This window comes from Streptomyces sp. HmicA12, assembly GCF_000373565.1.
Classification (GTDB): domain Bacteria; phylum Actinomycetota; class Actinomycetes; order Streptomycetales; family Streptomycetaceae; genus Streptomyces.
This window is the reverse complement of record NZ_KB891809.1, coordinates 251488-275276: the sequence shown is the minus strand read 5'-3', so window position 1 is coordinate 275276 and position 23789 is coordinate 251488. Positions and strand designations below refer to the sequence as shown.

The 23789-nt window shown below is 73.4% G+C and carries 25 protein-coding genes; 17 read left to right on the top strand and 8 right to left on the bottom strand.

The window, feature by feature from the left end:
- Positions 1-7: 7 nt before the first annotated feature.
- From B072_RS0119170 to B072_RS0119150, 5 genes are all read left to right on the top strand, one after another.
- Complete coding sequence (locus B072_RS0119170) at positions 8-292, top strand: acyl carrier protein (RefSeq protein WP_018531585.1); 285 nt, start codon at positions 8-10, stop codon at positions 290-292.
- A gap of 1 nt (position 293) precedes the next feature.
- On the top strand, positions 294-1091 hold the full coding sequence (locus tag B072_RS0119165) for an SDR family NAD(P)-dependent oxidoreductase (RefSeq protein WP_018531584.1): 798 nt from the start codon (positions 294-296) through the stop codon (positions 1089-1091).
- A gap of 92 nt (positions 1092-1183) precedes the next feature.
- Complete coding sequence (locus B072_RS0119160) at positions 1184-2425, top strand: FAD-dependent monooxygenase (protein WP_018531583.1); 1242 nt, start codon at positions 1184-1186, stop codon at positions 2423-2425.
- A gap of 15 nt (positions 2426-2440) precedes the next feature.
- A complete protein-coding gene (locus tag B072_RS0119155) occupies positions 2441-3223 on the top strand; it encodes a cyclase family protein (protein WP_026246026.1) in 783 nt (260 codons plus the stop codon).
- 54 nt (positions 3224-3277) lie between these two features.
- Positions 3278-3727: a nuclear transport factor 2 family protein gene (locus B072_RS0119150; protein ID WP_018531581.1), complete on the top strand. Its 450-nt coding sequence runs from the start codon at positions 3278-3280 to the stop codon at positions 3725-3727.
- Positions 3728-3797: 70 nt separating this feature from the next.
- Here the strand turns inward: B072_RS0119150 and B072_RS0119145 are convergent, their stop codons facing one another.
- Both B072_RS0119145 and B072_RS0119140 read right to left on the bottom strand, forming a co-directional pair.
- Positions 3798-4655, bottom strand: a complete 858-nt coding sequence (locus tag B072_RS0119145; protein ID WP_018531580.1) for an ABC transporter permease — start codon at positions 4653-4655, stop codon at positions 3798-3800.
- Entirely contained in the window at positions 4652-5632 is a 981-nt protein-coding gene (locus B072_RS0119140) for an ABC transporter ATP-binding protein (protein WP_018531579.1), read from the bottom strand. Before B072_RS0119140 ends, B072_RS0119145 begins: the two co-directional genes overlap by 4 nt.
- Positions 5633-5781: 149 nt before the next feature.
- On the opposite strand from B072_RS0119140, the gene B072_RS43485 reads away from it, so the two are divergent.
- The 8 genes from B072_RS43485 (at position 5782) to cimA (ending at position 15262) form a co-directional block, all read left to right on the top strand.
- Positions 5782-7020, top strand: coding sequence for a nucleotide disphospho-sugar-binding domain-containing protein (locus B072_RS43485; RefSeq protein ID WP_018531578.1), 1239 nt, complete (start codon positions 5782-5784; stop codon positions 7018-7020).
- Positions 7013-7963 carry an NAD-dependent epimerase/dehydratase family protein gene (locus tag B072_RS0119130; protein WP_018531577.1) on the top strand — a complete coding sequence of 317 codons (951 nt, stop codon included), beginning with the start codon at positions 7013-7015 and terminating at the stop codon, positions 7961-7963. The genes B072_RS43485 and B072_RS0119130 overlap by 8 nt, the downstream gene beginning before the upstream one ends.
- Positions 7964-8057: 94 nt before the next feature.
- Positions 8058-9389, top strand: coding sequence for a lipopolysaccharide biosynthesis protein RfbH (gene rfbH, locus B072_RS0119125; RefSeq protein WP_018531576.1), 1332 nt, complete (start codon positions 8058-8060; stop codon positions 9387-9389).
- On the top strand, positions 9389-10423 hold the full coding sequence (locus tag B072_RS0119120; RefSeq protein ID WP_018531575.1) for a ketoacyl-ACP synthase III family protein: 1035 nt from the start codon (positions 9389-9391) through the stop codon (positions 10421-10423). Before rfbH ends, B072_RS0119120 begins: the two co-directional genes overlap by 1 nt.
- Positions 10424-10455: 32 nt before the next feature.
- On the top strand, positions 10456-11985 hold the full coding sequence (locus B072_RS0119115; protein ID WP_234018880.1) for a class I adenylate-forming enzyme family protein: 1530 nt from the start codon (positions 10456-10458) through the stop codon (positions 11983-11985).
- A 70-nt stretch (positions 11986-12055) separates the two neighbouring features.
- Positions 12056-12340, top strand: a complete 285-nt coding sequence (locus B072_RS0119110; RefSeq protein ID WP_018531573.1) for a phosphopantetheine-binding protein — start codon at positions 12056-12058, stop codon at positions 12338-12340.
- Positions 12340-13596, top strand: a complete 1257-nt coding sequence (locus B072_RS0119105) for a nucleotide disphospho-sugar-binding domain-containing protein (protein ID WP_018531572.1) — start codon at positions 12340-12342, stop codon at positions 13594-13596. The genes B072_RS0119110 and B072_RS0119105 overlap by 1 nt, the downstream gene beginning before the upstream one ends.
- 37 nt (positions 13597-13633) lie before the next feature.
- Entirely contained in the window at positions 13634-15262 is a 1629-nt protein-coding gene (gene cimA, locus B072_RS0119100; protein ID WP_018531571.1) for a citramalate synthase, read from the top strand.
- An 18-nt stretch (positions 15263-15280) separates the two neighbouring features.
- Here the strand turns inward: cimA and B072_RS43480 are convergent, their stop codons facing one another.
- The 3 genes from B072_RS43480 to B072_RS43470 all read right to left on the bottom strand — a co-directional run bounded on the left by B072_RS43480 (position 15281) and on the right by B072_RS43470 (position 16780).
- Positions 15281-15586 (bottom strand): hypothetical protein, encoded by a 306-nt coding sequence (locus B072_RS43480; protein WP_018531570.1) that lies wholly within the window; start codon positions 15584-15586, stop codon positions 15281-15283.
- 5 nt (positions 15587-15591) lie between these two features.
- On the bottom strand, positions 15592-16137 hold the full coding sequence (locus tag B072_RS43475; protein WP_199791061.1) for a DUF5994 family protein: 546 nt from the start codon (positions 16135-16137) through the stop codon (positions 15592-15594).
- A gap of 181 nt (positions 16138-16318) precedes the next feature.
- Positions 16319-16780, bottom strand: a complete 462-nt coding sequence (locus B072_RS43470) for a DUF5994 family protein (protein WP_018531568.1) — start codon at positions 16778-16780, stop codon at positions 16319-16321.
- Between the two features lie 279 nt (positions 16781-17059).
- Here B072_RS43470 and B072_RS0119080 point away from each other — a divergent pair, with 279 nt between their 5' ends.
- Together B072_RS0119080 and B072_RS0119075 are read left to right on the top strand one after the other, a co-directional pair.
- The gene (locus B072_RS0119080) at positions 17060-18055 is read left to right on the top strand and encodes an acyl-CoA desaturase (RefSeq protein WP_018531567.1); all 996 of its coding nucleotides are present in this window, start codon (positions 17060-17062) and stop codon (positions 18053-18055) included.
- Between the two features lie 97 nt (positions 18056-18152).
- Positions 18153-18563 carry a DUF5994 family protein gene (locus B072_RS0119075; RefSeq protein WP_018531566.1) on the top strand — a complete coding sequence of 137 codons (411 nt, stop codon included), beginning with the start codon at positions 18153-18155 and terminating at the stop codon, positions 18561-18563.
- Here B072_RS0119075 and B072_RS0119070 read toward each other — a convergent pair.
- A complete protein-coding gene (locus tag B072_RS0119070) occupies positions 18517-19290 on the bottom strand; it encodes a GAF and ANTAR domain-containing protein (protein ID WP_063746454.1) in 774 nt (257 codons plus the stop codon). The genes B072_RS0119075 and B072_RS0119070 overlap by 47 nt on opposite strands.
- Positions 19291-19982: 692 nt before the next feature.
- Here B072_RS0119070 and B072_RS0119065 point away from each other — a divergent pair.
- Positions 19983-21116 carry a ferredoxin reductase gene (locus B072_RS0119065; protein ID WP_018531564.1) on the top strand — a complete coding sequence of 378 codons (1134 nt, stop codon included), beginning with the start codon at positions 19983-19985 and terminating at the stop codon, positions 21114-21116.
- Between the two features lie 27 nt (positions 21117-21143).
- On the top strand, positions 21144-22307 hold the full coding sequence (locus B072_RS0119060) for a fatty acid desaturase family protein (protein ID WP_018531563.1): 1164 nt from the start codon (positions 21144-21146) through the stop codon (positions 22305-22307).
- Here the strand turns inward: B072_RS0119060 and B072_RS0119055 are convergent.
- Positions 22224-22973 carry a GAF and ANTAR domain-containing protein gene (locus B072_RS0119055; RefSeq protein ID WP_018531562.1) on the bottom strand — a complete coding sequence of 250 codons (750 nt, stop codon included), beginning with the start codon at positions 22971-22973 and terminating at the stop codon, positions 22224-22226. The two genes, B072_RS0119060 and B072_RS0119055, sit on opposite strands and share 84 nt — an antisense overlap.
- Positions 22970-23734: an ANTAR domain-containing protein gene (locus B072_RS0119050; protein WP_018531561.1), complete on the bottom strand. Its 765-nt coding sequence runs from the start codon at positions 23732-23734 to the stop codon at positions 22970-22972. The genes B072_RS0119055 and B072_RS0119050 overlap by 4 nt, the downstream gene beginning before the upstream one ends.
- Positions 23735-23789: the final 55 nt, after the last annotated feature.

The following is a 23789-nucleotide window of genomic DNA, read 5'->3' as shown; positions in this document are numbered from 1 at the left end:
GTTAGAGATGGCCGAGCTGACACTGGACGAGCTGAAGCAGATCCTGCGCGAGGGCGCGGGCGAGGACGAGAGCGTCGACCTGTCCGGCGACGTCCTCGACGTGCCCTTCATCGACCTCGGGTACGACTCGCTGGCGCTCCTGGAGACCGCGGGCCGCATCGAGCGCACCTACGGCGTCACCCTCGTCGACGACGCGGTGAGCGAGGCCGAGACGCCCCGCCTGCTCCTGGACCTCATCAACGAGGCCCTGGTCGACGTGCCCGAGCTCGTCGAGCCCGCCCTGGCGAGCTGACATGGGCGCCCCGGTCATGATCCCGAAGCCGACGTACGAGGCTGTCTCGACGCTGGGCCTGGAGGGCCGTTCGGTCATCGTGACCGGCGGCACCCGGGGCCTCGGCCTCGCCACCGCCCGCAGGCTCGTCGCGGCGGGCTGCGACGTCGTGCTCACCTACGCCCACGACGGCGCCGCCGCGGACACCGCCCTGGAGTCGCTGCGCGGCCTCAAGGGCACCGCGCACGCCGTCCGCGGCGACATCACCGACCCCGACTCGCTGCCCGAGCTGCTGCGCACGGTCATCGAACGGCACGGCAGGCTCGACGTGTTCGTGCACAACGCGGCGACCTTCCACCCCATGCAGGCCCTCGCCGCCGACCTCACCGGCGTGCGCGCCGACCTGTCCGCCGCCCTCGACCCGCTGCTCGGCGGCGCCCCGCTGATCGCCGAGGCGATGGCGGGCGGCCCCGGCCGGATCGTGGCCGTCTCCAGCACCGGGGCGCAGTCCGTCGTCCCGCGCTACGTCAGCCTCGGTATCGCCAAGGCGGCCCTGGAGAGCGCGGTGCGCTACCTGGCCGCCGAGCTCGCCGGACGCGGCATCGCCGTGAACGCGGTCGCCGCCTCCAAGCTCGCCAAGGCCGGCGGCCCGCCCGTCGACCCGAAGGTCGTCGAGCACCTCGTCGCCCGCATCCCCGCGGGGCGCCTCACCCGCCCCGAGGACGTGGCCGACGCGGTGGCCCTGCTCTGCACCGACGAGGCCGCCTGGATCCACGGCCAGGTCCTCACCGTGGACGGCGGCACGGGGCTCGCCGCCTGACCCCGAACCACTGCCCATCCCCCCGGGGGCCCGGTCCCGGCATCGAGCCGGGGCCGGGCCCTTCCCCGTACCCGTCCGTGACAGGAGCGACTGTGAACAAGACGGCCGAGATCAAGACCGATGTGTGCGTGGTCGGCGGCGGCCCCGCGGGCCTCACCCTGGCGCTGCTCCTCCTGCGCTCCGGCGCCACCGTGACGGTCGCCGAGAAGGCCAGGTCCTTCGAGCGCGAGTACCGCGGCGAGATCCTCCAGCCCGGCGGCCTCGCCCTGCTCGACCAGCTCGGCGTGCTGCCCGGCGTCCGCGAGCGCGGCGCCTACGAGCTGCGCCACTTCCGGCTCAGCGACAGCCGCCGCGTCCTGATGGACATCGACTACGGCAAACTCCCGCCGCCCCACGACCACCTGCTGAGCGTGCCGCAGCAGCACCTGCTGGAGGAACTGCTCGACGCCTGCCGCGCCCACGACGGCTTCACGTACCTCGAAGGGGCCCGGATCTCCCGGCTGTTGGAGGAGGACGGCGCGGTGCGCGGCGCCGTCGTCGGCGAACACACCGTGCGCTCCCGCGTCGTCGTCGGCGCCGACGGCCGCTACTCCAAGACCCGCGCGCTGGCCGGCATCGAGAACGACCGCCACGACGTGTTCGACCTCGACGTCCTCTGGTTCAAGCTGCCCGCCCCCGAGGGCCCCACGGGCGTCGTCCGCATCCACCGCTCGGCCGCCACCCCGGCCCTCGCCTACGACTCGTACCCGGGCCGCGTCCAGATCGGCTGGACGCTGCCGCACAAGGGGTACAAGGAGATCGCCGCGCTCGGCATCGACCACGTCAAGGCCGAGGCGGCGCGCGCCCTGCCCGAGTACGCGGACGCCATCGCCGAGCACATCCACACGCTCGGCGACCTCACCCTCCTCGACGTGTTCGCCGCCCGCGCCACGTCCTGGGTCCGCGACGGCCTCGTCCTGATCGGCGACAGCGCGCACACGCACAGCCCGCTCGGCGCGCAGGGCATCAACCTCGCCATCCAGGACGCCGCCGTGCTGCACCCGGTCCTGGTCCGCGCGCTGCGCGACGAGGACTGCGGCGCCGGGTCCCTCGGCGCGTACGAGCGGGAGCGCTCGGCCGATATCGACGGCGTGATGAAGCTCCAACTCATGCAGTCCAAAGGCATGTTCAGCAGCGGCAAGGTGGCCTCGGCGATCCGCCCGCGCGCCGCCCGGCTCATCAGCCGCACCCCGATCGGCAACAAGATCACCCGCCGGATCGCCGTCGGCAACCCGGCGATCCGCGTCCGCACGGACCTCTTCACCTCGCGTGCCCTCACCGGCGTCCGTCCCTGACAGGAGTTCATGACCATGCGCCTGATCGACCTTTCCTCGTCCATCGACGCCTCCCAGTGGGAGCCCGAGCCGGTCAGCCACGAGATCGTGACCCCGGCCGAGGGCGCCGCCCACATGGCCAAGGAGATGCGCGAGCACTTCGGGCTCGACTTCGACACGGCCGAACTGCCGGACGGCGAGCTGCTCTCCATCGACAACATGAGCCTCAACACCCACACCGGTACGCACATCGACGCGCCCTCGCACTACGGCAGCCGGGCCGGCTACGGCGACGGACGGCCGCGCAACATCGACGAGCTGCCCCTCGACTGGTTCCACCGCCCCGCCTTCGTCCTCGACTTCACCGGCGTCGAGGGCCCGGCCACGCTCACCGCCGACGACATCGCCAAGGAACTGGCCCGCATCGGCTACCAGCCGCAGCCCATGGACATCGCCCTGCTGCACACCGGCGCCGACCGCTTCAAGGGCAGCCAGGCCTTCTTCACCGACTTCATCGGCCTCGACGCCTCCGCCACCCACTTCCTGCTCGACCTCGGCATCAAGGTGATCGGCACCGACGCCTTCAGCCTCGACGCGCCCTTCGGCCACATCCTGCGCGGCTACGCCGCCACCAAGGACCAGGGCGTGCTGTGGCCCGCCCACTTCATCGGCAGGGACCGGGAGTTCTGCCAGATCGAGCGCCTGGAGCGGCTCGGCGACCTGCCCGAACCGTACGGCTTCACGCTCTCCTGCCTGCCCGTGAAGATCGCCGGCGCGGGAGCGGGCTGGACCCGGGCCGCCGCGATCTTCGAGGACTAGACCCCGCCGCACCTCTCGTCAGCACACCTCGCCACCGACCACCTGGGAGCAGTAATGACCGCGCAAGCCCTGCTGGAGAACACCGACTTCGCCCTCGCCTACGCCGACGTCCAGGACTTCTACGCCCGCCACTTCCACCTCCTGGACGGCGGCCGCGCCGAGGAGTGGGCGCAGACCTTCACCGCGGACGGCTACTTCCACCCGGAGGTGCTCGACGTGCCCGTCCAGGGCCACGCCGCGCTCGCCGAGGGAGTGCGCCGCACCCACGCCGAGCTCGTCGCCGAGGGCGTGCAGCGCCGCCACTGGCACGGCATGGTCGCGGTCACCCCGCGCGACGCCGACACCTACGACGTCCGCTGCTACGCCCTGATCTTCGCCACCCCGCGCGGCGGCACCTCGCAGCTGCGCATGAGCTGCGTCTGCGAGGACGTCCTGGTCCGCGAGGACGGCGCCCTGAAGATCCGCGAGCGCAAGGTGACCCGGGACGACCTGACGTCCTGCTGACCGTCGCACACACGAAAGTGCCGCCCTCCCCGATCACGGGGAGGGCGGCACTTCGCTGTGCGGGGCGGGGTCAGCCGGTCACGCGCCGCCCGAACTGGCGCAGCCCGAACCCGCCGGCCAGCGCCGTGCCGCCGATCAGGGCCAGCAGGCACGCCCACACCGGCAGGTGCGGAACGCCGGGGGTCAGGCAGGCGCGCAGCGCCTCGGAGATGTACATCACCGGGTTGAGCAGGATCGCGTACTGGAGCCAGGGCAGCGCGTCCAGAGACGCCCACGGGAAGTAGACACAGCCGAGCACGGTCATCGGGGTGATCACCACGGCGATCAGGTTCTGCACCTTGGTGATCTCGAAGAGCGTGCCGAGCAGCAGGCCGAACGAGGCCGCCAGCAGGCAGGAGAACACCAACACCACGAGGAACAGCGGCCAGTTGTGGACGTGCACCTCGGGCTTGGCGCCGGAGCGGTGCACGAGCAGCACCACCGGGAACACCACGGCCGCCGCGAGCAGCGTCTGCACCGAGGACGAGATCACCTTCTGCAGGCCGATCACCCACAGCGGCACCGGCGCGAGCGCCCGGTCCTCGATCTGCTTGGTGTACGTCATCTCCATCAGCATCGGCATCAGGACCGAGGTGATGCCCTGCACGGCGATCGTGATGGCGACCAGGCCGGGCACCAGGACCGTGGAGAACCCCGGCTGTCCCGCGCCGCCGCCGAGCCCGCCGCCCCCGATCGCCGGGATGACGTAGGCGAAGCCGAAGGTGAAGGCGAGCGGCTGCATCACGGCGCGCAGGATCAGTGAGCCCAGGCTGCGTCGCGTCACCGCCACGTCGCGGGCGAGCAGGGCGCGCAGCGTGCCGAGTCCGATGGCGAAGTTGCTGCGCTGCTTCGCCTGTTCGGTGTGGGGCAGGGTGGTGAGGGCGCTCATTGTTCGCGGTACTCCCGTCCGGTGAGGTTGAGGAAGGCGGTTTCCAGGCTGGGCGGCAGGGTCGCCGCGTTGCGTACGGCGAGACCGTGGTCGGCGCCGACGACGATCAGCTCGCCGAGCAGGCCCTCGCCCTTCGCCGCGTACACCCGCAGCTCGGTGCCCTCGGCCTCGGCGCGGCGTACGCCGTCGAGCTTGAGGGTGCGCTCCACGGTGGGCTCGGCGGGGCCGTCGAAGGTCAGCGTCAGGACGGTGTCCGCTCCGCTGGCCTCGGTGATGCCGGCGACGGTGTCGCAGGTGAGCAGGGTGCCGCGGTCGACGATCGCGATGCGGCCGCACAACTCCTGGGCCTCTTGCAGGTAATGGGTGGTGAGCAGGATCGTCTGGCCGCCCGCGTTCAGCTCACGAAGCAGCTCCCACAGGCCGTTGCGGGCCTGCGGGTCGATGGCGGCCGTCGGCTCGTCGAGGAACAGCACCTCGGGCCGGTGGATCAGGGCGCGGGCGACCATCGCCCGCTTGGACTGGCCGCCGGAGACGTGGTCGTCCATCGCGTCGGCGACCTCGCCGAGCTGGAACCGGTCGAGGAGTTCGGCCGCTCGCTGCCGGGCCTGGCGGGTGGTGAGGCCGAAGTAGCGGCCCCGGTACTCCAGGCCCTGCCGGATGGTGACGGCCCGGTCCATGGTGTTGGCCTGGGTGACCACGCCGATCCGCCGCTTCACGTCGATCTGCCGGCGCCGCACGTCGAACCCGGCGACGCGGGCGGTGCCGCCGGTGGGCAGGACGCGCGTGGTGAGCATGCCCATCGTGGTGGACTTGCCCGCGCCGTTGGGGCCGAGCAGGCCGAAGAACTCGCCCCGGCGCACGGTCAGATCGAGACCGTGCACGGCCGGTACCTCGCCGCGCGGGGTGACGTACGTCTTGCGCAGCGCCTCGGTGTGGATCGCCGCGTCCGCGGCGGCGTCCTCGCTGTCCCGGGTCATGTCCGGCTGCCTCCTCGGGCGTCGGGGATCCTGCTGTCGTCCCCGCAGCGTGGGCGAGCCGCGTTGAGGGCCGCTCCAGTGGTGCTCGAAGCCGGACCCCGACGCTGGGCCGCGGGCGGGAGAGACCCGCCGGGGAGGAGCGGCGCGAGATGCGCGTGTTGTTCACGGTGTCGGACTGGACCAGCCACTACTTCCCGATGGTGCCGCTGGGCTGGGCCCTGCAGTCGGCGGGCCACGAGGTGCGGGTGCTCTGTCCGCCGCGCCAGGCCGGGCCGCTGTCGGCCGCGGGGCTCACCCCCGTGCCGGTCCTCGGCGATCTGGACATGAGCCAGCTGTCCCGCTTCGTCAATCTGCGCGCGGCCCGCGCCGGCCACTGGCCCTACCCCGGCGTCCCGCTCCTCCACCCGCTCACCCGCGAGCCGCTCGTGTCGCCGGAGGACTTCGACTTCGGGCCGCTTGCAAAGGACTTCGGCGCCGAGGTGGGACGCCAGACCGCGCTCGGCGCCGACGCGGCGGTGGACTTCGCCCGGCGCTGGCGGCCCGACCTCGTGGTGCACGACCGGCTCAGCATGGACGGCGTCCTCGCGGCCCGAGCCGTCGGCGTCCCGCACGTCGCCCACCTGTGGGGCTCGGTCGGCACCCACGAGGACAGCCCGGCCCTGCACCCGGTGCCGGTCGACCGCACCGGCGAGTTCGCGCGCTTCGGCCTGCCGCCGATGACCCCGGACCTCATCGAGCACGTCATCGACCCCTGCCCGCCCGAACTGGCCCCGCCGACCCGGGCGCACCGCATCCCGGTCCGCTACGTCCCCTACAACGGCCCCGGTGGACACGGGAGTTGGACACCGTCGGACTCCGGGGGCCGCCCCCGGGTCTGCGTGATCTGGAGCAACTCCGTCACACAGATCTACGGCGAGGCCTCCTACGCCGTCCCCGAGATCGTCAAGGCGGCGCAGGACCTGGACGCCGAGGTGGTGCTGCTCGCCCACCGCGACGACCGGGCCGCGCTCGGCGACCTACCCGACTCCGTGACGCTGCTGGAGCAGTACCCGCTGCGCCTGGTCCTGCCGCACTGCGCCGCGCTCGTCCACCACGGCGGCGCGGGCACCCTCATGACGGCGCTGGCCGCCGGGGTCCCGCAGCTGTCGGTGGCCTTCGGCGCGGAGCAGGAGACGGACGGCGCCCGCATCGCCGCGACCGGCGCGGGCCTGACCCTGCCCGGTCACCGGGCGAGCGCCGAAACCGTCCGCGACGCCCTGGCCCGCCTCCTGGAGGACCCCGCCCACCGCGCGGCGGCAACCCGCCTGTCCCACGCCAACGCGGCCCGCCCGGCCCCGTCGGGCCTGGTGCCGGAACTGGAGCGGCTGGCGGTGAACGGCCGTGGCTGACCGCCCCGCGGCCCTCGTGCTCGGCGGCTCCGGCTTCGTCGGCCGTCCTATCTGTACGGCCCTCGACGAGGCCGGCCACGAGGTGACGGCGGTGAGCCGCGGCGAGGCCCGGCTGCCGGTCGGCATCCACCACGCCCGCGCCGATCTCGTACGCCAACCAGCCGACCTGGCACGCCTGTTGGACCGACTGCGCCCGCGCGTGGTCGTCAACGCGGCCGGTGCCGTGTGGAACACCGGCGCCGCCGAGATGCGGCAGGCCAACGCCACCGCCGCGGCCACCGTGGTGGACGCCGTGGCCGCCGCCCCGGACCGGCCCCGCCTGGTCCACCTCGGCTCGGTCCACGAGTACGGCCCGGTCCCACCGGGCCGCCCCCTCGACGAACACACCCCGGCCCGCCCGCGATCCCCGTACGGGCAGAGCAAGTTGGACGGCACGAACGCCGTCCTCGCCGCCCGCACGGCCCGCCGCCTCGACGGCGTCGTCCTCCGCCTGTCCAACGGGGTCGGCCCCGGGGCCCCGCGCAGCAGCCTGCTCGGCACGGTCGCCGAACAGCTCGCGCGCGGCGCGGACGGCAACCGGCCCGTCGTCCTGCGGCTCGCCCCTCTGACGGCCCGCCGCGACTTCATCGACGTACGCGACATCGCCGACGCCGTCGTCGCCGCGGCCGCCGCCCCGCGGCTCCCGCCGCCTGTGCTCAACATCGGCCGCGGATCAGCCGTCCCCGTACGGGAGTTGGTGCAGCAGCTGATCGCGGTGAGCGGGCTGCAGGTCCGCCTCGCCGAGACCGCGCCGGGCGGCCCGTCCGCGCGCGGCGCCGGCCCGGAGTGGCAGCGGGTCGACATCACCGCCGCCACCGAGGCCCTCGACTGGTATCCCGGACGGCTCCTGGAGGGCGCGCTGTACGCGCTGTGGGAGGAGTCCAGGTGTTCTCTAGCCCGCTGACCGACCGTACCCGCACCGAGCACGACCGCACCGAGCACGACCGCACCGAGAACCACTTCGCACCCGGCCCGAACTTCCGTGAAACGAGGGGGAGATGATGACGAGCAGCGGTAAGGCGCTCCTGCTCGAAAGCGTCCGCAAGTACCACCACGAGGCCGACACCGACCAGCCGTTCGAGCCCGGGGTCACCCCGCTGCTCCCGGCCGGCGCGGTCCTCGACGAGGAGGACCGGGTCGCCCTGGTGGAGGCGGCCCTCGAACTGCGCATCACCGCGGGGGTGCGCACCCGCAAGTTCGAGAGCGCCTTCGCGCGGCTGTTCAAGCTGCGCAAGGCCCACCTCACCAACTCCGGTTCCTCCGCGAACCTGCTGGCCGTCACCGCACTCACCTCACCGCGGCTCGGCGAGCACCGGCTGCGCCCCGGCGACGAGGTGATCACCGTCGCGGCCGGCTTCCCGACCACCGTCAACCCCATCGTGCAGAACGGCCTCGTACCGGTCTTCGTCGACATCGACCTGACCACGTACAACACCACCGCGGACCGCGTCGCGGCGGCCATCGGCCCCAAGACCCGGGCCATCGTCATCGCGCACGCCCTCGGCAACCCCTTCGAGGTCGCCGAGATCGCCGCGCTCGCCGAGGAGCACGACCTGTTCCTCGTCGAGGACAACTGCGACGCCGTCGGCTCCACCTACCAGGGCCGCCTCACCGGCACCTACGGCGACCTGGCCACCGTCAGCTTCTACCCGGCGCACCACATGGCGATGGGCGAGGGCGGCTGTGTCCTCACCCGCAACCTGGCGCTCGCCCGGGTCGTCGAGTCGCTGCGCGACTGGGGCCGCGACTGCTGGTGCGAGCCCGCCGAGGACAACAAGTGCCTCAAGCGCTTCGACCACCAGATGGGCACGCTGCCGCACGGCTACGACCACAAGTACATTTTCTCGCACGTCGGTTACAACCTGAAGCCGACCGATCTCCAGGCCGCCCTCGGCCTCACCCAGCTCGCGAAGCTGGAGACGTTCATCGCCGCCCGCCGCCGCAACTGGCAGGCGCTGCGCGACGGCCTGGAGGGCACCCCCGGGCTGCTGCTTCCGGAGCCGACGAAGGGCAGCGACCCGAGCTGGTTCGGGTTCGCCCTCACCGTCGACGCCGACGCCGCCTACACCCGCGGGGAACTCACCGCGCACCTGGAGGCCCGCCGTATCGGCACCCGCCGCCTCTTCGCGGGCAACCTCACCCGGCACCCCGCCTACCAGGACGTGAACTACCGCGTCGTGGGCCCGCTCACCAACAGCGACATCGTCACCGAACGCACCTTCTGGATCGGGGTCCACCCGAACCTCACGCAGGAGATGACGACGTACATGGCGGACTCGATCCGCGAGTTCGCGACCACCCGGTCCCGCACCGGCGCGAAGGCGGCGTGATGAAGTGGGAGAACCTGCACATCGCGGGCCTGGGCACCTGCCTGCCCGACCCGGTGCCCGTCGAGGAAGCCGTCGACGCGGGCCGCTACGACGCCGAACGGTGCAAGGCGCGCGGCTACGTCTCCGTCTGTGCCTTCGACGACGCCGACGACAGCCCGCAGACCGCGCCGCCTGAGACAGCCGCCCGCGCCGCCCGCGTGGCCGTCGCCCAATCCGGCCTGGGGGAGCGGGACTTCGCCCTCGCCCTGCACGCCAGCATCTGGTTCCAGGGCCTCGACATCTACCCGACCGCGTCCTACGTCGCCCAGGGCGCCCTCGGCCGACAGGTCCCCGCCTACGACGTCCAGCAGCGCTGCAACGGCGCGCTCGGCGCCATCGAACTGGCCGGCGCCCAGCTCGCCACCGGGATCCGCCCCGGCACGGCGGCGCTGATCACCACCGGCGACCGGTTCGCCGCACCCGGCGTCGACCGCTGGAACCTCGCCGAGTACAACGTGTACGCCGACGGCGGCACCGCCATGGTGCTCGCCACCGGCGGCGGCTTCGCCCGGATCCTGTCCACCGTCACCGTCGCCGACAACGCCCTCGAAGGCATCACCCGCGGCGCCGAACCCTTCCGCCCGGCGCCGGGCGCCGCGATCGACCTGACGGCGCGCTCGGCCGCGTACGACACGACGGCCGACGGCAAGCAGGCCGACCTGCGCACCGGACGCCTCATCGCCCGCGCCCGCCACCAGGCGCTCGCCGACGCGGGCGTCGCGGCCGGCGACCTCGCCCGCATCGTCACCGGCTCCACCGGCCTGTTCGAGAACGGCTGGCACTGGCACCACCTGCTCGGCGTGGACGAGCACCTCACCACCTGGGAGTACGGGCGCACCACCGGGCACATCGGCGCCGGCGACTGGGCGGCGGGCCTCGACTGGCTGCTGCGCACGCACGCGCTGGAGACCGGCGACAAGGTGCTGCTGTTCGGCGGCGGCGCGGGCTACAGCCTGACGGCCGCCGTCGTGGAGATCACCGCGCTGCCCTACTGATCCACCCCGAACTGACCGAGAGGACGAGACCCGTGGCCAAGCCCCACCGAGTGCAGGACCTGCTGGACGAGGCCGCCCTGGCCCACCCCGATTCCCCCGCCGTCCGCGACCGGCACGGCGCCTGGGACTACACCGCCCTCGACCGCGCCGCGCACCGCGCCGCGTCCTGGCTGCGGGCCCAGGGAGTGGGGCCCGGCGACCGGGTGGCCGTACGGCTCGGCAACGTACGGGAGTTCGTGGCCCTGCTCTTCGGCACGCTGCGGGCCGGCGCGGTCCTCGTCCCCGTCAACCCGGCGATGAAGGACTTCCACCTCAGCTCCGTCCTCGCCGACTGCGAGCCGCGCCTCGCGCTGACCGCGCCGGGCGAGGAGGACGTCCTCGCCCGGTACACCGACTGCCCGGTGCGGCCCGTCACCGACCTCGCCCTGGACGAAGAGGGCCCCCTCGCCCCCGAGTTCGCTCCCGAGGAGCCCGTGGCCGTCGGCTCCGACGACCTGGCGCTGCTCATCTACACCTCCGGCTCCACCTCGCGCCCCAAGGCCGTGATGAGCCCGCACGGCACCACCGTCTTCGCCGCCCGCGCCATCGCCTCCCGGCTCGGCTACCGGGCCGACGACGTGGTGCTCACCGCCATCCCGCTCTCCTTCGACTACGGGCTCTACCAGATCTTCCTGGCCGCCCTCGCCGGAGCCGAGCTCGTCCTGACCGACGCCGACGCGCACACCGGGCTGATGGCCACGCTCCACGAGCACGGCGTCACCGTCGTCCCGCTGGTCCCCTCGCTCGCCGAGATGCTGGTCCGCCTCGCCGCCCGCGACCGGCGCGGACCGACCGCGCTGCGCCTGGTCACGAACACCGGCGCCGCCCTCACCCCGCCGCTGATCGCGACCCTGCGCACGGCGTTCCCCGCGGTCAAGGTCGTCCCGATGTTCGGCATCACCGAGTGCAAGCGGGTCACCATCCTCGAACCGGACGGCGACCTGGAACGCCCCTTCTCCGTCGGCCGCCCGCTGCCCGGCACCGAGGTCCTCATCCTCGACGAGCACGGCACCCCCCTGCCGCCGGGTACCGCGGGCGAGATCGTGGTGCGCGGCGAGCACGTCATGGCCGGCTACTGGCGGGCGCCCGAACTGACCGCCGAACGCTTCCGCACCGACCCGGTCACCGGGCGGAAGGTGCTGCACACCGGCGACTACGGCCACCTCGACGAGGACGGCCACCTGTACTTCCACGGCCGCCGCGACGACATGTTCAAGCGGCGCGGGGTCCGGATGAGCGCCCTGGAGATCGAGGCCGCCGCCCTCGACATCCCCGGGGTGCGCGGCGCCGCGGTGCTGCCCCCGGACGACGGCCGGGAGCTGACCCTGTTCGCCGTCGGCGCCCTGGAGCCGAAGGAGATCACCGCCCGCCTCGGCGAGCGCCTGGAGGCGGCGAAGGTGCCGCCGCGCTGCCTGACCGTGGACAGCCTGCCGCTCACGGCCAACGGCAAGACCGACAAGAAGGCCCTGGCCGCGCTCCTCGAAAGCCCGGCGCGGGCGGGCGAGTTGACGGTCGCGGCCTGAGCGGGCCGGGACCCGCGCGCCACAAGGCCGCCGACGCCATCACCGTACGTACGACGCGAAGGAGAACGGTATGTCCGCCACCACCCCCGCCCCCGTGGCGAGCAGCGCCCCGTGGGACCCGCGGTTCGAGCAGGTGCTGCGCGGCGCGCTGCGGCTGCTCAGCCCGGGTGACGTGCTCGCCCCCGACACCTGCCTGTCCGCCGCCGGCATGGACTCCATGTCCACCATCGACACCCTGATGCAGCTGGAGGACATCTACGAGGTGACCTTCCCCGACGACCGCCTCACCGGCGAGACGTTCGCCACCCCGGGCGCCCTGTGGGCGGTCCTCGGCGAGCTGCGGGCAGCGGGCTGATGCGCGTCCTGTTCACGGTGTCGGACTGGCCGAGCCACTACTTCCCGATGGTGCCGCTCGGCTGGGCCCTGCAGGCGGCGGGGCACGAGGTCCGGGTGGTCTGCGCACCCTCGCAGCGCGACCCGGTGCGGCAGGCGGGCCTGCTGCCGGTGCCGCTGGTGGACCCGCCGATGGACATGCTGCTGCAGAACCGGCTGTGGAACTACTGGGCGGCCCAGGCGGGCACCTGGCCGCACGCCGCGCTGCCCCCGCACCCGGTGACCGGCGAACCCCTCGCCGACCTGGCCGACTTCGACTTCGCCGCGTTCCGGGCGGCGTACAAGGACCGCAACCTCCGTGGCGCGGCCGCCAATTGTGACGCCGTGGTGGAGTACGCGCGCGGCTACCGGCCCGATCTGGTGGTCCACGACCGCCTCAGCCCGGAGGGCCTGCTCGCGGCGCGCGTGCTCCGGGTGCCGTCCGTGCTGCACCTGTGGGGCCCGCACGGCACGGCGGAGCCCGAGCCGGAGCTGCGGGTGCTGCCCGGCGACCCGAGCGGTTCGTTCCCGCGCCACGGCGTGGGCGAGCTGGGCCCGGACCTGATCACGCACGTCATCGACCCGTGCCCGCCCGCGATGCGGCCACCGCTCGGTGCCGGCGTCACCCGCTACCGGGTGCGCCACGTCCCGTACAACGGAGCCCGCTCCGCGCCCACCGCGCCGCTCGCCCCCACTCCCGGGCGGCCCCGGATCTGCCTGGCCTGGGGCAACTCGCTGAGCCGTGCCTATGGTCCCGGCGCCCGCGTCCTGCCCGGCCTCGTCGAGGCGCTGCGCGCCCCGGACCGCGACCTGCTGCTCCTGGCCCCGCCGGAGGACCTGCCCGGCGACCTGCCGGCTGGGGTGACCGTCCTCGACGACTGCCCGCTGCACCTGGCCGTACCGGACTGCGACGCGGTCGTGCACTACGGCGGCGCGGGCTGCACCATGACGGCGATGCGGGCCGGGATCCCGCAACTGGTCGTGCCCTTCTCGCCCGACCTCGCCCTCAACGCCCGCCGGGTCGTGGACGCCGGCGCGGGCCTCACGGTCCCGGCGCACGCCCCGGACCTGTACGCCCAAGTGGCCCGATCGGCGGCCGAGTTGCTCGACTCGGCGACGTACCGGGACGCCGCGCGCGAGCTCGCACGACAGAACCTGGCGGCCCCGTCCCCGGCGGACCTGGTGGCCGACCTGGAGCTGCTGGCGGCGACGCCGGAGCCCGCCACCACCAGAACCTGAGAACCCACGCAGACAAGAACCGGGAGGGGCGACGGCGATGACGGCCAGTGGCTTCCAGTTGTACGACACGACGTTGCGCGACGGGACCCAGATGGAGGGGCTCGCCCTCACCGTCGAGGACAAGCTCGCCGTCGCGCGCGTTCTCGACGCCCTCGGCGTGGGCTTCATCGAAGGGGGCTGGCCGGGCGCGGTTCCGAAGGACACCGAGTTCTTCCGGCGGGCCGCGACCGAACTCGACCTCCAGAATGCCGAGTTGGCGGCCTTCGGGGCCACCCGGAGGCCGGGCGGCACGGCCGCGTCCGACCCGCAGGTGCGCGCCCTCCTGGAGGCCGGGACCCCCGTGGTGACCATCGTCGCCAAGAGCCACCCCGGCCACGTCGAGGCGGCGCTGCGCACCACGCTCGCCGAGAACCTCGCCATGATCCGCTCCACCGTGCGACACCTGGTCCTCGCCGGACGCCGCGTCTTCCTCGACGCCGAGCACTACTTCGACGCCCACCGGACCCACCGCGACTACGCCCTCGAAGTGGTGCGCACCGCCCGCGAGGCCGGCGCCGAGACGGTGGTGCTCTGCGACACCAACGGCGGGACGCTGCCCGACGAGGTGCGGGCGGCGGTCGCCGACACGATCGCCGAGACGGGCGCCCCCGTCGGCATCCACTGCCACGACGACACGGGCTGCGCGGTCGCCAACACGCTGGCCGCGGTCGACGCCGGGGCCCGGCACGCCCAGGGCACCGCGCACGGCTACGGCGAACGCTGCGGCAACGCCAACCTGTTCACCGTCGCCGCCGACCTCGCCTTCAAACGGGGCCGGCCGGTCCTGCCGCCGGACGGCCTCGCGGGCCTGGCCCGGGCCGGCCGCGCCGTCGCCGAGATCACCGGCCTGCCCGGCGCCGTGTCGGCCCCGTACATCGGCGCCGGAGCCTTCACGCACAAGGCGGGCCTGCACGCGTCCGCGCTGCGCGTCGACCCCGACCTGTACCAGCACATCGACCCGGCCCGCGTCGGCAACGGCATGCGGGTCCTGGTCTCCGAGATGGGCGGCCGCTCCTCGGTCGTGCTCAAGGCCCGCGAACTGGGCTACGACGTCGACGCGTCCGGCGCCGCGGTCGGCACGGTGGTGGCCCGCGTCAAGGAACTGGAGAGCCGCGGCTACTCCTTCGAGTCCGCCGACGCCTCCTTCGAACTCCTGCTGCGCGCGGAGCTCGCCGCACACCCCTACCGCCCGCCCTTCGTCCTCGAATCATGGGAGGTCACCCTCGACGGCCGCGGCGACGGCGCGGCGCGGGCCACGGTGCGGCTGCGCGCCGACGGCTCCCTGCTGACCGGAACCGGCCACGGGCCCGAGCCCACCCACGCCCTGGACGCGGCCCTGCACGCCGCACTCGACCCGCGCTTTCCCGACGTGGCCCGCCGCGCCCTGCGCGCGTACCGGGTCAGGGAACTGCCGGGGGAGGCCGACAGCCCGTCGGGCGTCTGCGCACACCTCGACTTCGAGGACGCCGACGGCACGAAGACCACCACGGTGGGCGTGGCCCCCCACACCACGGAAGCCACTCTCCAGGCCCTCCTGGACGCCTCCCGCCACGCGGCGACCTCCACCGCCCCGCCGCGCCCGGCGGCCCCCCGCCGCGACGATCAGGACGCGGACCTCGCCGTGTGATCCGGTGCGGCGGGCGGTTCAGTCGGCCCGTTTGTGTGTCGTACGGGTGCGGCGACGGCGCGCGGGGTGGCGCCCGCGGCCCCCGTCACGGTGGTCGTGCCGGTCCGAGGGAGCAGCCGCCGAAGGAAGCGGAGGAACCTGAGGAAGCGGGGGCAGCGGCGCGGCGCCGGGCCCGGGCTCTCCGGTGGCCCGGCGGCCGGGCAGGAAGCGGCTGTAGGTGTGCACGGCAATCCTCTCGGCGTGCTGGGTGTTGAGGCGGTGGATCACATAGGTGGCGACCGTGATCAGCACGAGGAGGGCGGCCGCGGTGAGCGCGGCGTCCATGGTGCTCACCGTCCTGTCGTCGTGCGGACGGCGTGGGTGGACGTCGCGTCGTGGTGAGGCCGCAACTCGCTCACGTTCTGCGCCCGTTCGCCCGCCGGGGCGTCGTCCCGGCGTGCCGCCTCTGCGGCGATGAGGTCCGTGGCGGTCGCCGGGGGACCGTCCTGCGCGCAGGCGGCGCTCATGAGCCGGTCGGCCGACGCGGCCTCCGTCTCCGGCGGGATCACCAGGAGGTCGAAGCGGGCGGTCCCGTAGGACAGCAACAACAGTTTGTGCGGGTCGAGTTCGGGGGTGAACCAGCCGATCTTCATCACGCGGTGGTGGACGGTCACCTTGCGCGGGACGACGGGCCAGAGCATCGGGTTGACGGCGACGCGCGTGATGCGGCCCCACAGCGGATCGAGTACGTCCGCCAGGGCGGGGAGCTCGGCGGCCAGGTCGCGCGAACGGGGCCACCAGGCGCCGTCGAGCAGGCCCTGGCCCGTCCGGGGCTTCAGCGCCACACGGGCGATGGGCGGAGTAGTGGTGCGGGCAGTCGTGGCGGTCGCGGTCATGATGCGGACCCGTCTCCGGGGCGAGGCGATGGGCGTCGCCCCGATGCCATGGGGATCACCGAGGACGAGACCTGCGTGGATGCCGGAGTGCGAAGTGCCCTTGGTGATTCCACCGTACTCCCGCCGGGGGGACCGGCGGCGGTTGCGTCACCGCCGATCGCCCCGGCAGGTCCGCGGCGCGTCATCCGGCCGGGGCCTCGGTCGCCATGAGCGCGGTCCCGGTGAGGCTGAGCGCCGGGTCGGCCGCCGCGTTCATCAGCCGCAGGGCCGCGTCGGTCGTACTGTCCGGCGGGACGACGAGCAGGTCCCAGCGGCCGGCGCCGTAGGAGAAGAGCCGGATCGTGTACGGGTCGAGGCCGGACGCGTACCACGACGCCGTCACCGTGTGTCCGGTCACCGGCAGTGTGCGCGGCTCGTCCGACCAGCTGCCCTGATGGGACGCGATGCGGGTCACGAGACCGCGCGAGGAGTCGAACACATCGGTGAGCGCGGCGAGTTCGGCGGCCAGGTCGTCGGTGCGCGGCCACCACGCTCCGCACACCGGGCCCGGCGGGAAGGTCGGCGGACGAAGGGCGAGCCGGGCGGGCGGATAGATGTCGGCCTCGGGGCGGGCTGAACTGCGGTGTGTGGGCGGTGCGTTCATGACGCACGTCCTTCTTCGGGCCACCGGGGCGGCGGCCCGCTGTCGTGGTGCGCCGGCGACGACGCCGAGCGGAATCGGCGTACGAGGAGCGACCGGTGCTCCCAGCCTACGTCCGGGCCGATTTCCGCCGTTCAGGAGTACGGTGAAGGAGACGACGGCACCTGTGTGCCGGTGCCCGACCACGCGGAGCACCCAGGAGCACACCTCTCCCACCGTCCCCTCAGGGGCAGCCCCCGACCCCGGCCGCGCCGAACCGCCACCAGGCCGAGGAGCCCGTACATGTCCCTGACGTCCACCACGCGCACCACCGCACCGGGCGACGACCCGCCGCCGCAGTCGTACGACGGGAACTCGCCCTTCCCGCAAGGGAGTTCGCCACCCGCCCGCACCGGCCGGGAGCGTCTGTACGTGACGGTGACGGCGGTGATCGTCGTGCTGCCGTTCGTGGGGCTCGGCATCGCCGGATGGCTGCTGTGGGGGCGACTGATCCACCCCGCGGACATCGCTCTCGGGTTCGCCCTGTACGTGCTCACGGGCCTCGGCGTCACGGTCGGCTTCCACCGCGGCCTCACCCACGGCAGTTACCGCGCCGTCCGCCCCGTACGCATCGCGCTCGCGGTGGCCGGATCGATGAGCTTCCAGGGCGACGTCGTCGGCTGGGTCGCCACCCATCGCCGCCACCACGCCTTCACCGACCGCCCCGGCGACCCGCACTCCCCGTACCGCCACGGCACGCACCTGCGCGGAATCCTGCGCGGCCTGCTGCACGCGCACATCGGCTGGCTGTTCGCCAACTCGCCGACACCGCACGGGCGTTACGCACCCGACCTGCTGGCCGACCGCGACATCCGTGCCGTCTCCCGCGCGTTCCCGGCCCTGTGCGTCCTCACCCTCGCCCTGCCGTTCGGCCTGGGCTGGGCCGTCGGCGGCAGCTGGCGGCACGGGGTGACCGCGCTGCTGTGGGCGGGACTCGTCCGCATCGCGCTGCTGCACCACGTCACCTGGAGCGTGAACTCGCTGTGCCACATGATCGGCGAGCGCCCGTTCCGCACCCGGCGCCACGACCGGGCCACCAACCTGTGGCCGCTCGCCCTGCTCTCCTTCGGCGAGAGCTGGCACAACCTCCACCACGCCGATCCGACCAGCGCCCGGCACGGCGTCGGCCGCGGCCAGCTCGACCCCTCGGCCGCGTTCATCCGTCTCCTCGAACGCCTCGGCCTGGCCCACGACGTGCGCTGGCCGACACCGGCCCGCGTCGCCGCCCGCCAGCTCTGACCCGACGAACGCCCGACGAGCACCCGACGAACCCCGTCACCCGCGTACGCACCCGCCCCGCCCACCCCACGCACCGCAGCCGGCAGGAGCCACCCTCATGTCCCTCGTATCGCCGTCCTCACGTCCCACCCCACCCCTGCTGCGCCTGCGCCTGGCACCCCACCTCGGCTCGCCCCGCGCGATCGACGGGGCATGGTGGCCGCGCTCCTACGACCTGCTCGCCGAACTCCCGTCCCTCCTGGCCGGGTTGCCGCCGGCCTGGGGTCACATCAGCAGCGTCGTGCTCGACGGCACGGTCTGGGCGCCGACGCCCGGCCGCATGCTCGTCGCTGGCCAGGTCGTTCGTCTGCGCAGGCGCCTGGCCACCGCCGCGGGCACCGTCGTCCTCGTCGCCCCCGGCCACGGCCGATGGGACCTGCTCGTGGTTCCTCCGGACACGATGGAGGAGGCGGCAGCGGCGATCATGGCGGGGGCGGCAGAGGCGGACCGTGACCGCCGTGCCGGGTGACAGGGGCCGGGATGACCGAGGTGTCGACGGCGCCCGTGACGATGCCCCCGGCCACGTCGGACAGCCTCAGGTGACGGGTGCGCACATAGGCCCGCAGCGCGGCGAAGGCCTCCTCGCTCGTCGTGTTCCAGCGCTCCGACAGCACGCCCTTGACCTGCTCGATCACGATCCGGCTGGTCAGGGCCCCGGCCAGCTGGCCGGTCAGGGCCCGCGACCGCTTCAGCGCGCGTTGCCGGAGGATCGAGATGGTCACGAGGTCGGCGAGGCCGCGGGCGACGGCCGAGTCGTCGTCACCGAGCCGGTGCGCCGTGGTCTGGAAGAGGGTGAGGGCGCCGATGGTGCGGTCGCGCAGGCGCAGCGGCACGGCGTGCGTGCGCACGTATCCCGTCGCGCGGGCCCGCGCGGCGAACCGCGGCCAGGCGACGGTCCCCTCCACGTACGCCAGGTCCACGTTGCTGCGGCCGGCGCCGGTGCGGCAGCACTCGGCGCACGGTCCCTGCTTCTGGTGGAGCGCGAAGAGCCCCAGCAGACGGGCGTGCTCGTCCGACGCGGCGACGGTCCGCGGCGTCCCGGTCTCGTCCATGAGCAGGGTCCCGGCGGCCGTCACGTCGAGCAGTTCCACACAGTGCTCGGTGAGCCGGTGCAGAAGCCCGGCGACATCGGCGTCCTCGGTCACGGGTCCCGCCATCTCCACGCAGATCTCGGCCAGGTGCTGCTCGCGGGTCATGCCGATCAACTCTCTCAGCTCACGGACGCGTACGTCTCGTCCCCATCGTCCTCGCGGTCGGCGGACAGGGCGAGCGATCCGCGGACTGCGTCGGACACGCATCAACGGTTACATGTCGTAGGGGAGTTGATGTGTGTGCTGGGTCAGGCGGGGTAGGTAACCGGCTTACGTGCCCCACGACCCCGGGTGCGGCTCTCAAGACAGCCGAACCCGCGACGCCGACACGCGCGGTTTCGGCTCCTCGCCCCCGGACGGTCATCACCCGGGCACTCCCGCGCCCTGGAGTCGCAGGGGGTCGAGGCAGGTGAGCAGACGCCGTAGGGGGAGTACGTCTACTCACCGGGACGGTCCCTGGCGATGTTCTTCGGATTTCCGCCGGGGACCGTCCTTCGACGCCGGCGGCCGGCAGCAGCGCCGGCGGGCGCGCGACGACGGCCGGGATGGCGGCCGCGATGTCGGCCGCGATGTCGGCCGGGATGTCGTCCGTGAGGGGCCGGCCCCGTCACCATCGCGTCATCCTCGTCGACCCGCGCGGCCCGGCACGCTGGGCGTCGGCGCGTCGCGCCTGACAGGTTCCCCGCGCCGGATGGCGCAAAGCGTCCGGTGCGCCGGTGTGGTCCACCGCCCGGTGTGATTCGCTCGGTGTGCTTCGCATGAGCGGTCCGGCGACGACTCCGGTTGGGGGCGTGCACATGTCCGTACATCCGTGGTCGTCGCGGGAGTGGGCGGCGGCCCACCCTCGCGGGTGGCGCTGGCCCGGCGGCCGGGCGGCGCTGGCGACCGCCTCCTGGCTGACCAGCCCGCTCTCCCCGGACGACTATCTCGGCCTGCTCGACCCGCTGTGGTCGGCCCGGCACCCCGCGGGCCGGATCACGGCCGTGCGGCCGGAGGGGCCCGCCGCGGTCACGCTGGCGATCCGGCCGGGCCGGGGCTGGCGCGGGCACCGTGCCGGGCAGTACCTGCCGCTCGGGGTCGAGATCGACGGCGTGCGGCACTGGCGCACCTACTCGCTCACCTCACCCCCCGACGGCGGGTCCACCGAGGTCACCGTCACCGTGAAGGCCCACCCCGACGGCCGGGTCTCCCCGCACCTGGTGCACCGGGCGCGGCCCGGCACCGTGCTGCGACTCGGGCCCGCCCAGGGCGAGTTCGTCCTCCCCGAACCGCTGCCCGAGCGGCTGCTGTTCGTCACGGCCGGCAGTGGCATCACGCCGGTCATGGCCATGCTGCGCGCCCTCGCCCGCCGGCCCGGCACGGCCCCCGACATCCTTCTCCTGCACAGCGCGCCCACCCCCGCCGACTGCCTCTTCCGGACCGAACTCCGTTTCCTGGAGAGCCGGTTGCCCCGGCTGGCGGTCCACCTGACCCACACGCGCACGGCCGGCCGGCTCACCGCGGACCGGATCGCCGCGCACTGCCCGGACTGGCGCGACCGGGACACCTGGGTGTGCGGCCCGGCCGGGCTTCTCGACGCGGCGGAGCGGCAGTGGGCCGCGGCGGGAGCCCGGGAACGCCTGCGGGTGGAGCGCTTCCACCTGACCCCCGCGAGAGCGGTGGGCGAGGATACGGCCGGCGGCCGGGTGCGGTTCGAGCGCAGCGGAGTCTCGACGGAGGCGACCGGCGCGGAGCCCCTCCTCGCGGTCGGCGAGGCGGCGGGCGTGCCCATGCCGCACGGCTGCCGGCGCGGACTCTGCTTCGGCTGCCTCGTACCGCTCCTCGACGGCCGGATCCGCGACCTGCGTACCGGTGAACTGCACGGAAATCCTGGCGAGTTGATTCAGACCTGCGTCAACGGTGCGGCAGGTCCGCTCGTCCTCGACCTGTGAGTCAGCAGAGCTCCCCGAGGAGACTCCATGTCCACATCCGCCACCCTGCCCCTTTCCGGCGCGTCCTCCGGCGCGTCGGACGTCGACCGCGTCGAACAGCTGGGCCGCGAACTCGACCGGCTGCGCGCCGAGATCGTCGCGTCCCGCGGCGCCGACGACGCCCACTACATCCGTACGGTGATCGCGGTCCAGCGGGGCTGCGAGGCGGGCGGGCGGCTCGCGCTCGCCGTCTCCCTCTTCCCGCCCGCCTGGGCCGCCGGCACCACCCTGCTCGCGCTCGCGAAGACGCTGGAGAACATGGAGCTGGGCCACAACATCCTGCACGGCCAGTGGGACTGGCTCGGCGACCCGGCGATCCACTCGACCACCTGGGAATGGGACTTCGCCACCCCGGCCGAGGCGTGGAAGCGCACCCACAACCACCTGCACCACACGTACACCAACGTCGTCGGCCGCGACCGCGACCTCGGCTACACCGTCCTGCGCATGGACCCGGACCAGCCCTGGCGCCCGTTCCACCTCCTGCAGCCGCTGTACAACGCCCTGCTCGCGCCCGTCTTCGAGTGGGGCATCGCCCTGTACGACCTGGAGGCGGACGAGACGCTGGCCGGCCGCAAGAGCGTGCGCGCCCTCCTCGGTGACACAACCACCTTTCTGAGCAAGGCGGTTCGGCAGACGGCCAAGGACTACGTCCTCTTCCCGCTCCTCGCCGGACCCAGCGCGCTGCCCTGCCTGCTGGGCAACGTCACCGCGAGCGTGGCCCGCAACGTCTGGGCGCACACGGTCATCTTCTGCGGCCACTTCCCCGGCGACGTACAGACCTTCACCGAGGACCGGCTCGACGGCGAGAGCCGCGGCGCCTGGTACATGCGGCAGATCCAGGGCTCGGCGAACATCGAGGGCGGGCCGGTCCTCCACGTCCTCACCGGAAACCTCAGCCACCAGATCGAGCACCACCTCTTCCCCGACCTGCCCAGCAACCGCTACGCCCAACTCGCCCCGCGGGTACGGGAGATCTGCGAACGGTACGGACTCCCGTACGTCACCGGGCCGCTGTGGCGGCAGTACGCGTCGATGTGGGGGCGCGTACTGCGGCACGCCCTGCCGTCACACCGCCGCGCCGGGGGCGGGGATCGCGGCCGTGTCGAAGGTGCCGTCGAGGATGCGCCGGGAGAGCTCCGTCAGCCGTAGATGGTGCGAGCGGGCGTACGACCGGAACGCGAGGAACGCCTCGTCGACCGAGGTGTCCCAGCGCTCGGCGAGCACCCCCTTGACCTGTTCCACCAGGACGCGGCTGGTGAGCGCGGAGTTGAGCTGGGCGTTCTCCACGTGGGACTGCTCCAGCGTGCGCTGCTGCAGGATCGTGATCGTGGCCACGTCGGCGAGCGCCTGGGCCAGGGAGATGTCGTCGTCGTTCAGCCGGTGCTCGCTCGCCTGGAAGAGGTTCAGGGCACCGACCACCCGGTCGCGCAGGCGCAGCGGGATGGCGTGGGTGACGACGAACCCGGTCTCGAGCGCCCGCGGTGTGAAGCGGGGCCAGAGGTCGGTCACGTCCGGCCGCCGCAGATCGATGTTCGTACGGGGCGTGCCGCTGTGGAAACACTCCACGCAGGGCCCCTGGTCGTGCTGCCTGGCGAACAACTCCAACAGTCGGGTGTGTTCGTCGGACGCGGCGATGACCTGGAGTTCACCCTGACCGTCGGCGAGCAGAATGCCGGCGGCCGACACGTCCAGGAGCTCCACACACCGGGTGGAGAGCCGCTGCAACAGGTCGAGGACGTCGAAGTCGTCGATGAGTGAATCCGCGATCTCGACGAACACTTCGGCGAGCCGCTGTTCCCGGGCCATGCTGATCATCCCTCTCCACCGTCGGGCAAATGAGGCCCGTTCCCATCGTCGTCGAATCGCAGCCGTCGGGCCACGACGTCCTCCGCCACGTCACCCAGCGGCCGCTCGCTGCTGTACGCGAAGGCGCGCAGCCGCACGAGCGCGTTCGCCAGCGTGGTGCCGAGCTGGACGCTGATCATGCCGGTGGCCTGGTGCACCACGGCCCGCTGCAGTCCCGCGACCGGCCACAGCCCGTCGCCGTCGACCAGGGGGCCCCCGGCGCCGTGCCCGTTCGAACCCCGGTCGCCGAGCAGCGTCGCGATCAGGGCCGCCGTGAGCGTGCCCACGTCGTTGAGCTGCCTGGTGTTGAGGCCGCCCCGTCCGTCGCACAGCAGGGTCAGAAGGCCCAGCTGGACCCCGCCCAGGGCGAGCGGGAAGCAGCACACCCCGAGCACCCCGAGCTCCTGCGCCGCGGGGGTCAGCAGGGGCCAGCGCTCGGGTCGTACCTGCCCAAGATCCGGTTCCAGGACGGGCACCCCGGCCCGCACGGAATCCGGGCCCGGCCCCTCGCCGAGGGTGAACTGCAGCTCGTCGAAGCGCCGGCTCACCTCGGGGAAACACCACAGCGGTTCGGGCACCCGCGTGCTGGACGTGCCCGGCGGGGGTGTGGGGAACACGGAGACGGCCACGCCGGGCACGTCCAGCATGCGGGCGCTGCTCCGGGCGGGATCGCTGCCGCTGCCGGGGCGCAGGGACCGCAGGACCTCGGCCATGCCGTTGCTGGTCGTCACCGGTCTCCGTCCCGCCCGGTCCGCGGCCTGCCCGGGCAGGCCGCCGACCGGTACC

What these genes read in the sequence shown, in the direction of transcription:
- B072_RS0119170 (WP_018531585.1), top strand. Translation starts at nt 8, where the DNA reads ATGGCCGAGCTGACACTGGACGAGCTGAAGCAGATCCTGCGCGAGGGC.
- B072_RS0119165 (WP_018531584.1), top strand. Translation starts at nt 294, where the DNA reads ATGGGCGCCCCGGTCATGATCCCGAAGCCGACGTACGAGGCTGTCTCG.
- B072_RS0119155 (WP_026246026.1), top strand. Translation starts at nt 2,441, where the DNA reads ATGCGCCTGATCGACCTTTCCTCGTCCATCGACGCCTCCCAGTGGGAG.
- B072_RS0119150 (WP_018531581.1), top strand. Translation starts at nt 3,278, where the DNA reads ATGACCGCGCAAGCCCTGCTGGAGAACACCGACTTCGCCCTCGCCTAC.
- B072_RS0119145 (WP_018531580.1), bottom strand. Translation starts at nt 4,655, where the DNA reads ATGAGCGCCCTCACCACCCTGCCCCACACCGAACAGGCGAAGCAGCGC.
- B072_RS0119140 (WP_018531579.1), bottom strand. Translation starts at nt 5,632, where the DNA reads ATGACCCGGGACAGCGAGGACGCCGCCGCGGACGCGGCGATCCACACC.
- B072_RS43485 (WP_018531578.1), top strand. Translation starts at nt 5,782, where the DNA reads ATGCGCGTGTTGTTCACGGTGTCGGACTGGACCAGCCACTACTTCCCG.
- rfbH (WP_018531576.1), top strand. Translation starts at nt 8,058, where the DNA reads ATGATGACGAGCAGCGGTAAGGCGCTCCTGCTCGAAAGCGTCCGCAAG.
- B072_RS0119120 (WP_018531575.1), top strand. Translation starts at nt 9,389, where the DNA reads ATGAAGTGGGAGAACCTGCACATCGCGGGCCTGGGCACCTGCCTGCCC.
- B072_RS0119110 (WP_018531573.1), top strand. Translation starts at nt 12,056, where the DNA reads ATGTCCGCCACCACCCCCGCCCCCGTGGCGAGCAGCGCCCCGTGGGAC.
- B072_RS0119105 (WP_018531572.1), top strand. Translation starts at nt 12,340, where the DNA reads ATGCGCGTCCTGTTCACGGTGTCGGACTGGCCGAGCCACTACTTCCCG.
- cimA (WP_018531571.1), top strand. Translation starts at nt 13,634, where the DNA reads ATGACGGCCAGTGGCTTCCAGTTGTACGACACGACGTTGCGCGACGGG.
- B072_RS43480 (WP_018531570.1), bottom strand. Translation starts at nt 15,586, where the DNA reads ATGGACGCCGCGCTCACCGCGGCCGCCCTCCTCGTGCTGATCACGGTC.
- B072_RS43475 (WP_199791061.1), bottom strand. Translation starts at nt 16,137, where the DNA reads ATGACCGCGACCGCCACGACTGCCCGCACCACTACTCCGCCCATCGCC.
- B072_RS43470 (WP_018531568.1), bottom strand. Translation starts at nt 16,780, where the DNA reads ATGAACGCACCGCCCACACACCGCAGTTCAGCCCGCCCCGAGGCCGAC.
- B072_RS0119080 (WP_018531567.1), top strand. Translation starts at nt 17,060, where the DNA reads ATGTCCCTGACGTCCACCACGCGCACCACCGCACCGGGCGACGACCCG.
- B072_RS0119075 (WP_018531566.1), top strand. Translation starts at nt 18,153, where the DNA reads ATGTCCCTCGTATCGCCGTCCTCACGTCCCACCCCACCCCTGCTGCGC.
- B072_RS0119070 (WP_063746454.1), bottom strand. Translation starts at nt 19,290, where the DNA reads ATGACCCGCGAGCAGCACCTGGCCGAGATCTGCGTGGAGATGGCGGGA.
- B072_RS0119065 (WP_018531564.1), top strand. Translation starts at nt 19,983, where the DNA reads ATGTCCGTACATCCGTGGTCGTCGCGGGAGTGGGCGGCGGCCCACCCT.
- B072_RS0119060 (WP_018531563.1), top strand. Translation starts at nt 21,144, where the DNA reads ATGTCCACATCCGCCACCCTGCCCCTTTCCGGCGCGTCCTCCGGCGCG.
- B072_RS0119055 (WP_018531562.1), bottom strand. Translation starts at nt 22,973, where the DNA reads ATGATCAGCATGGCCCGGGAACAGCGGCTCGCCGAAGTGTTCGTCGAG.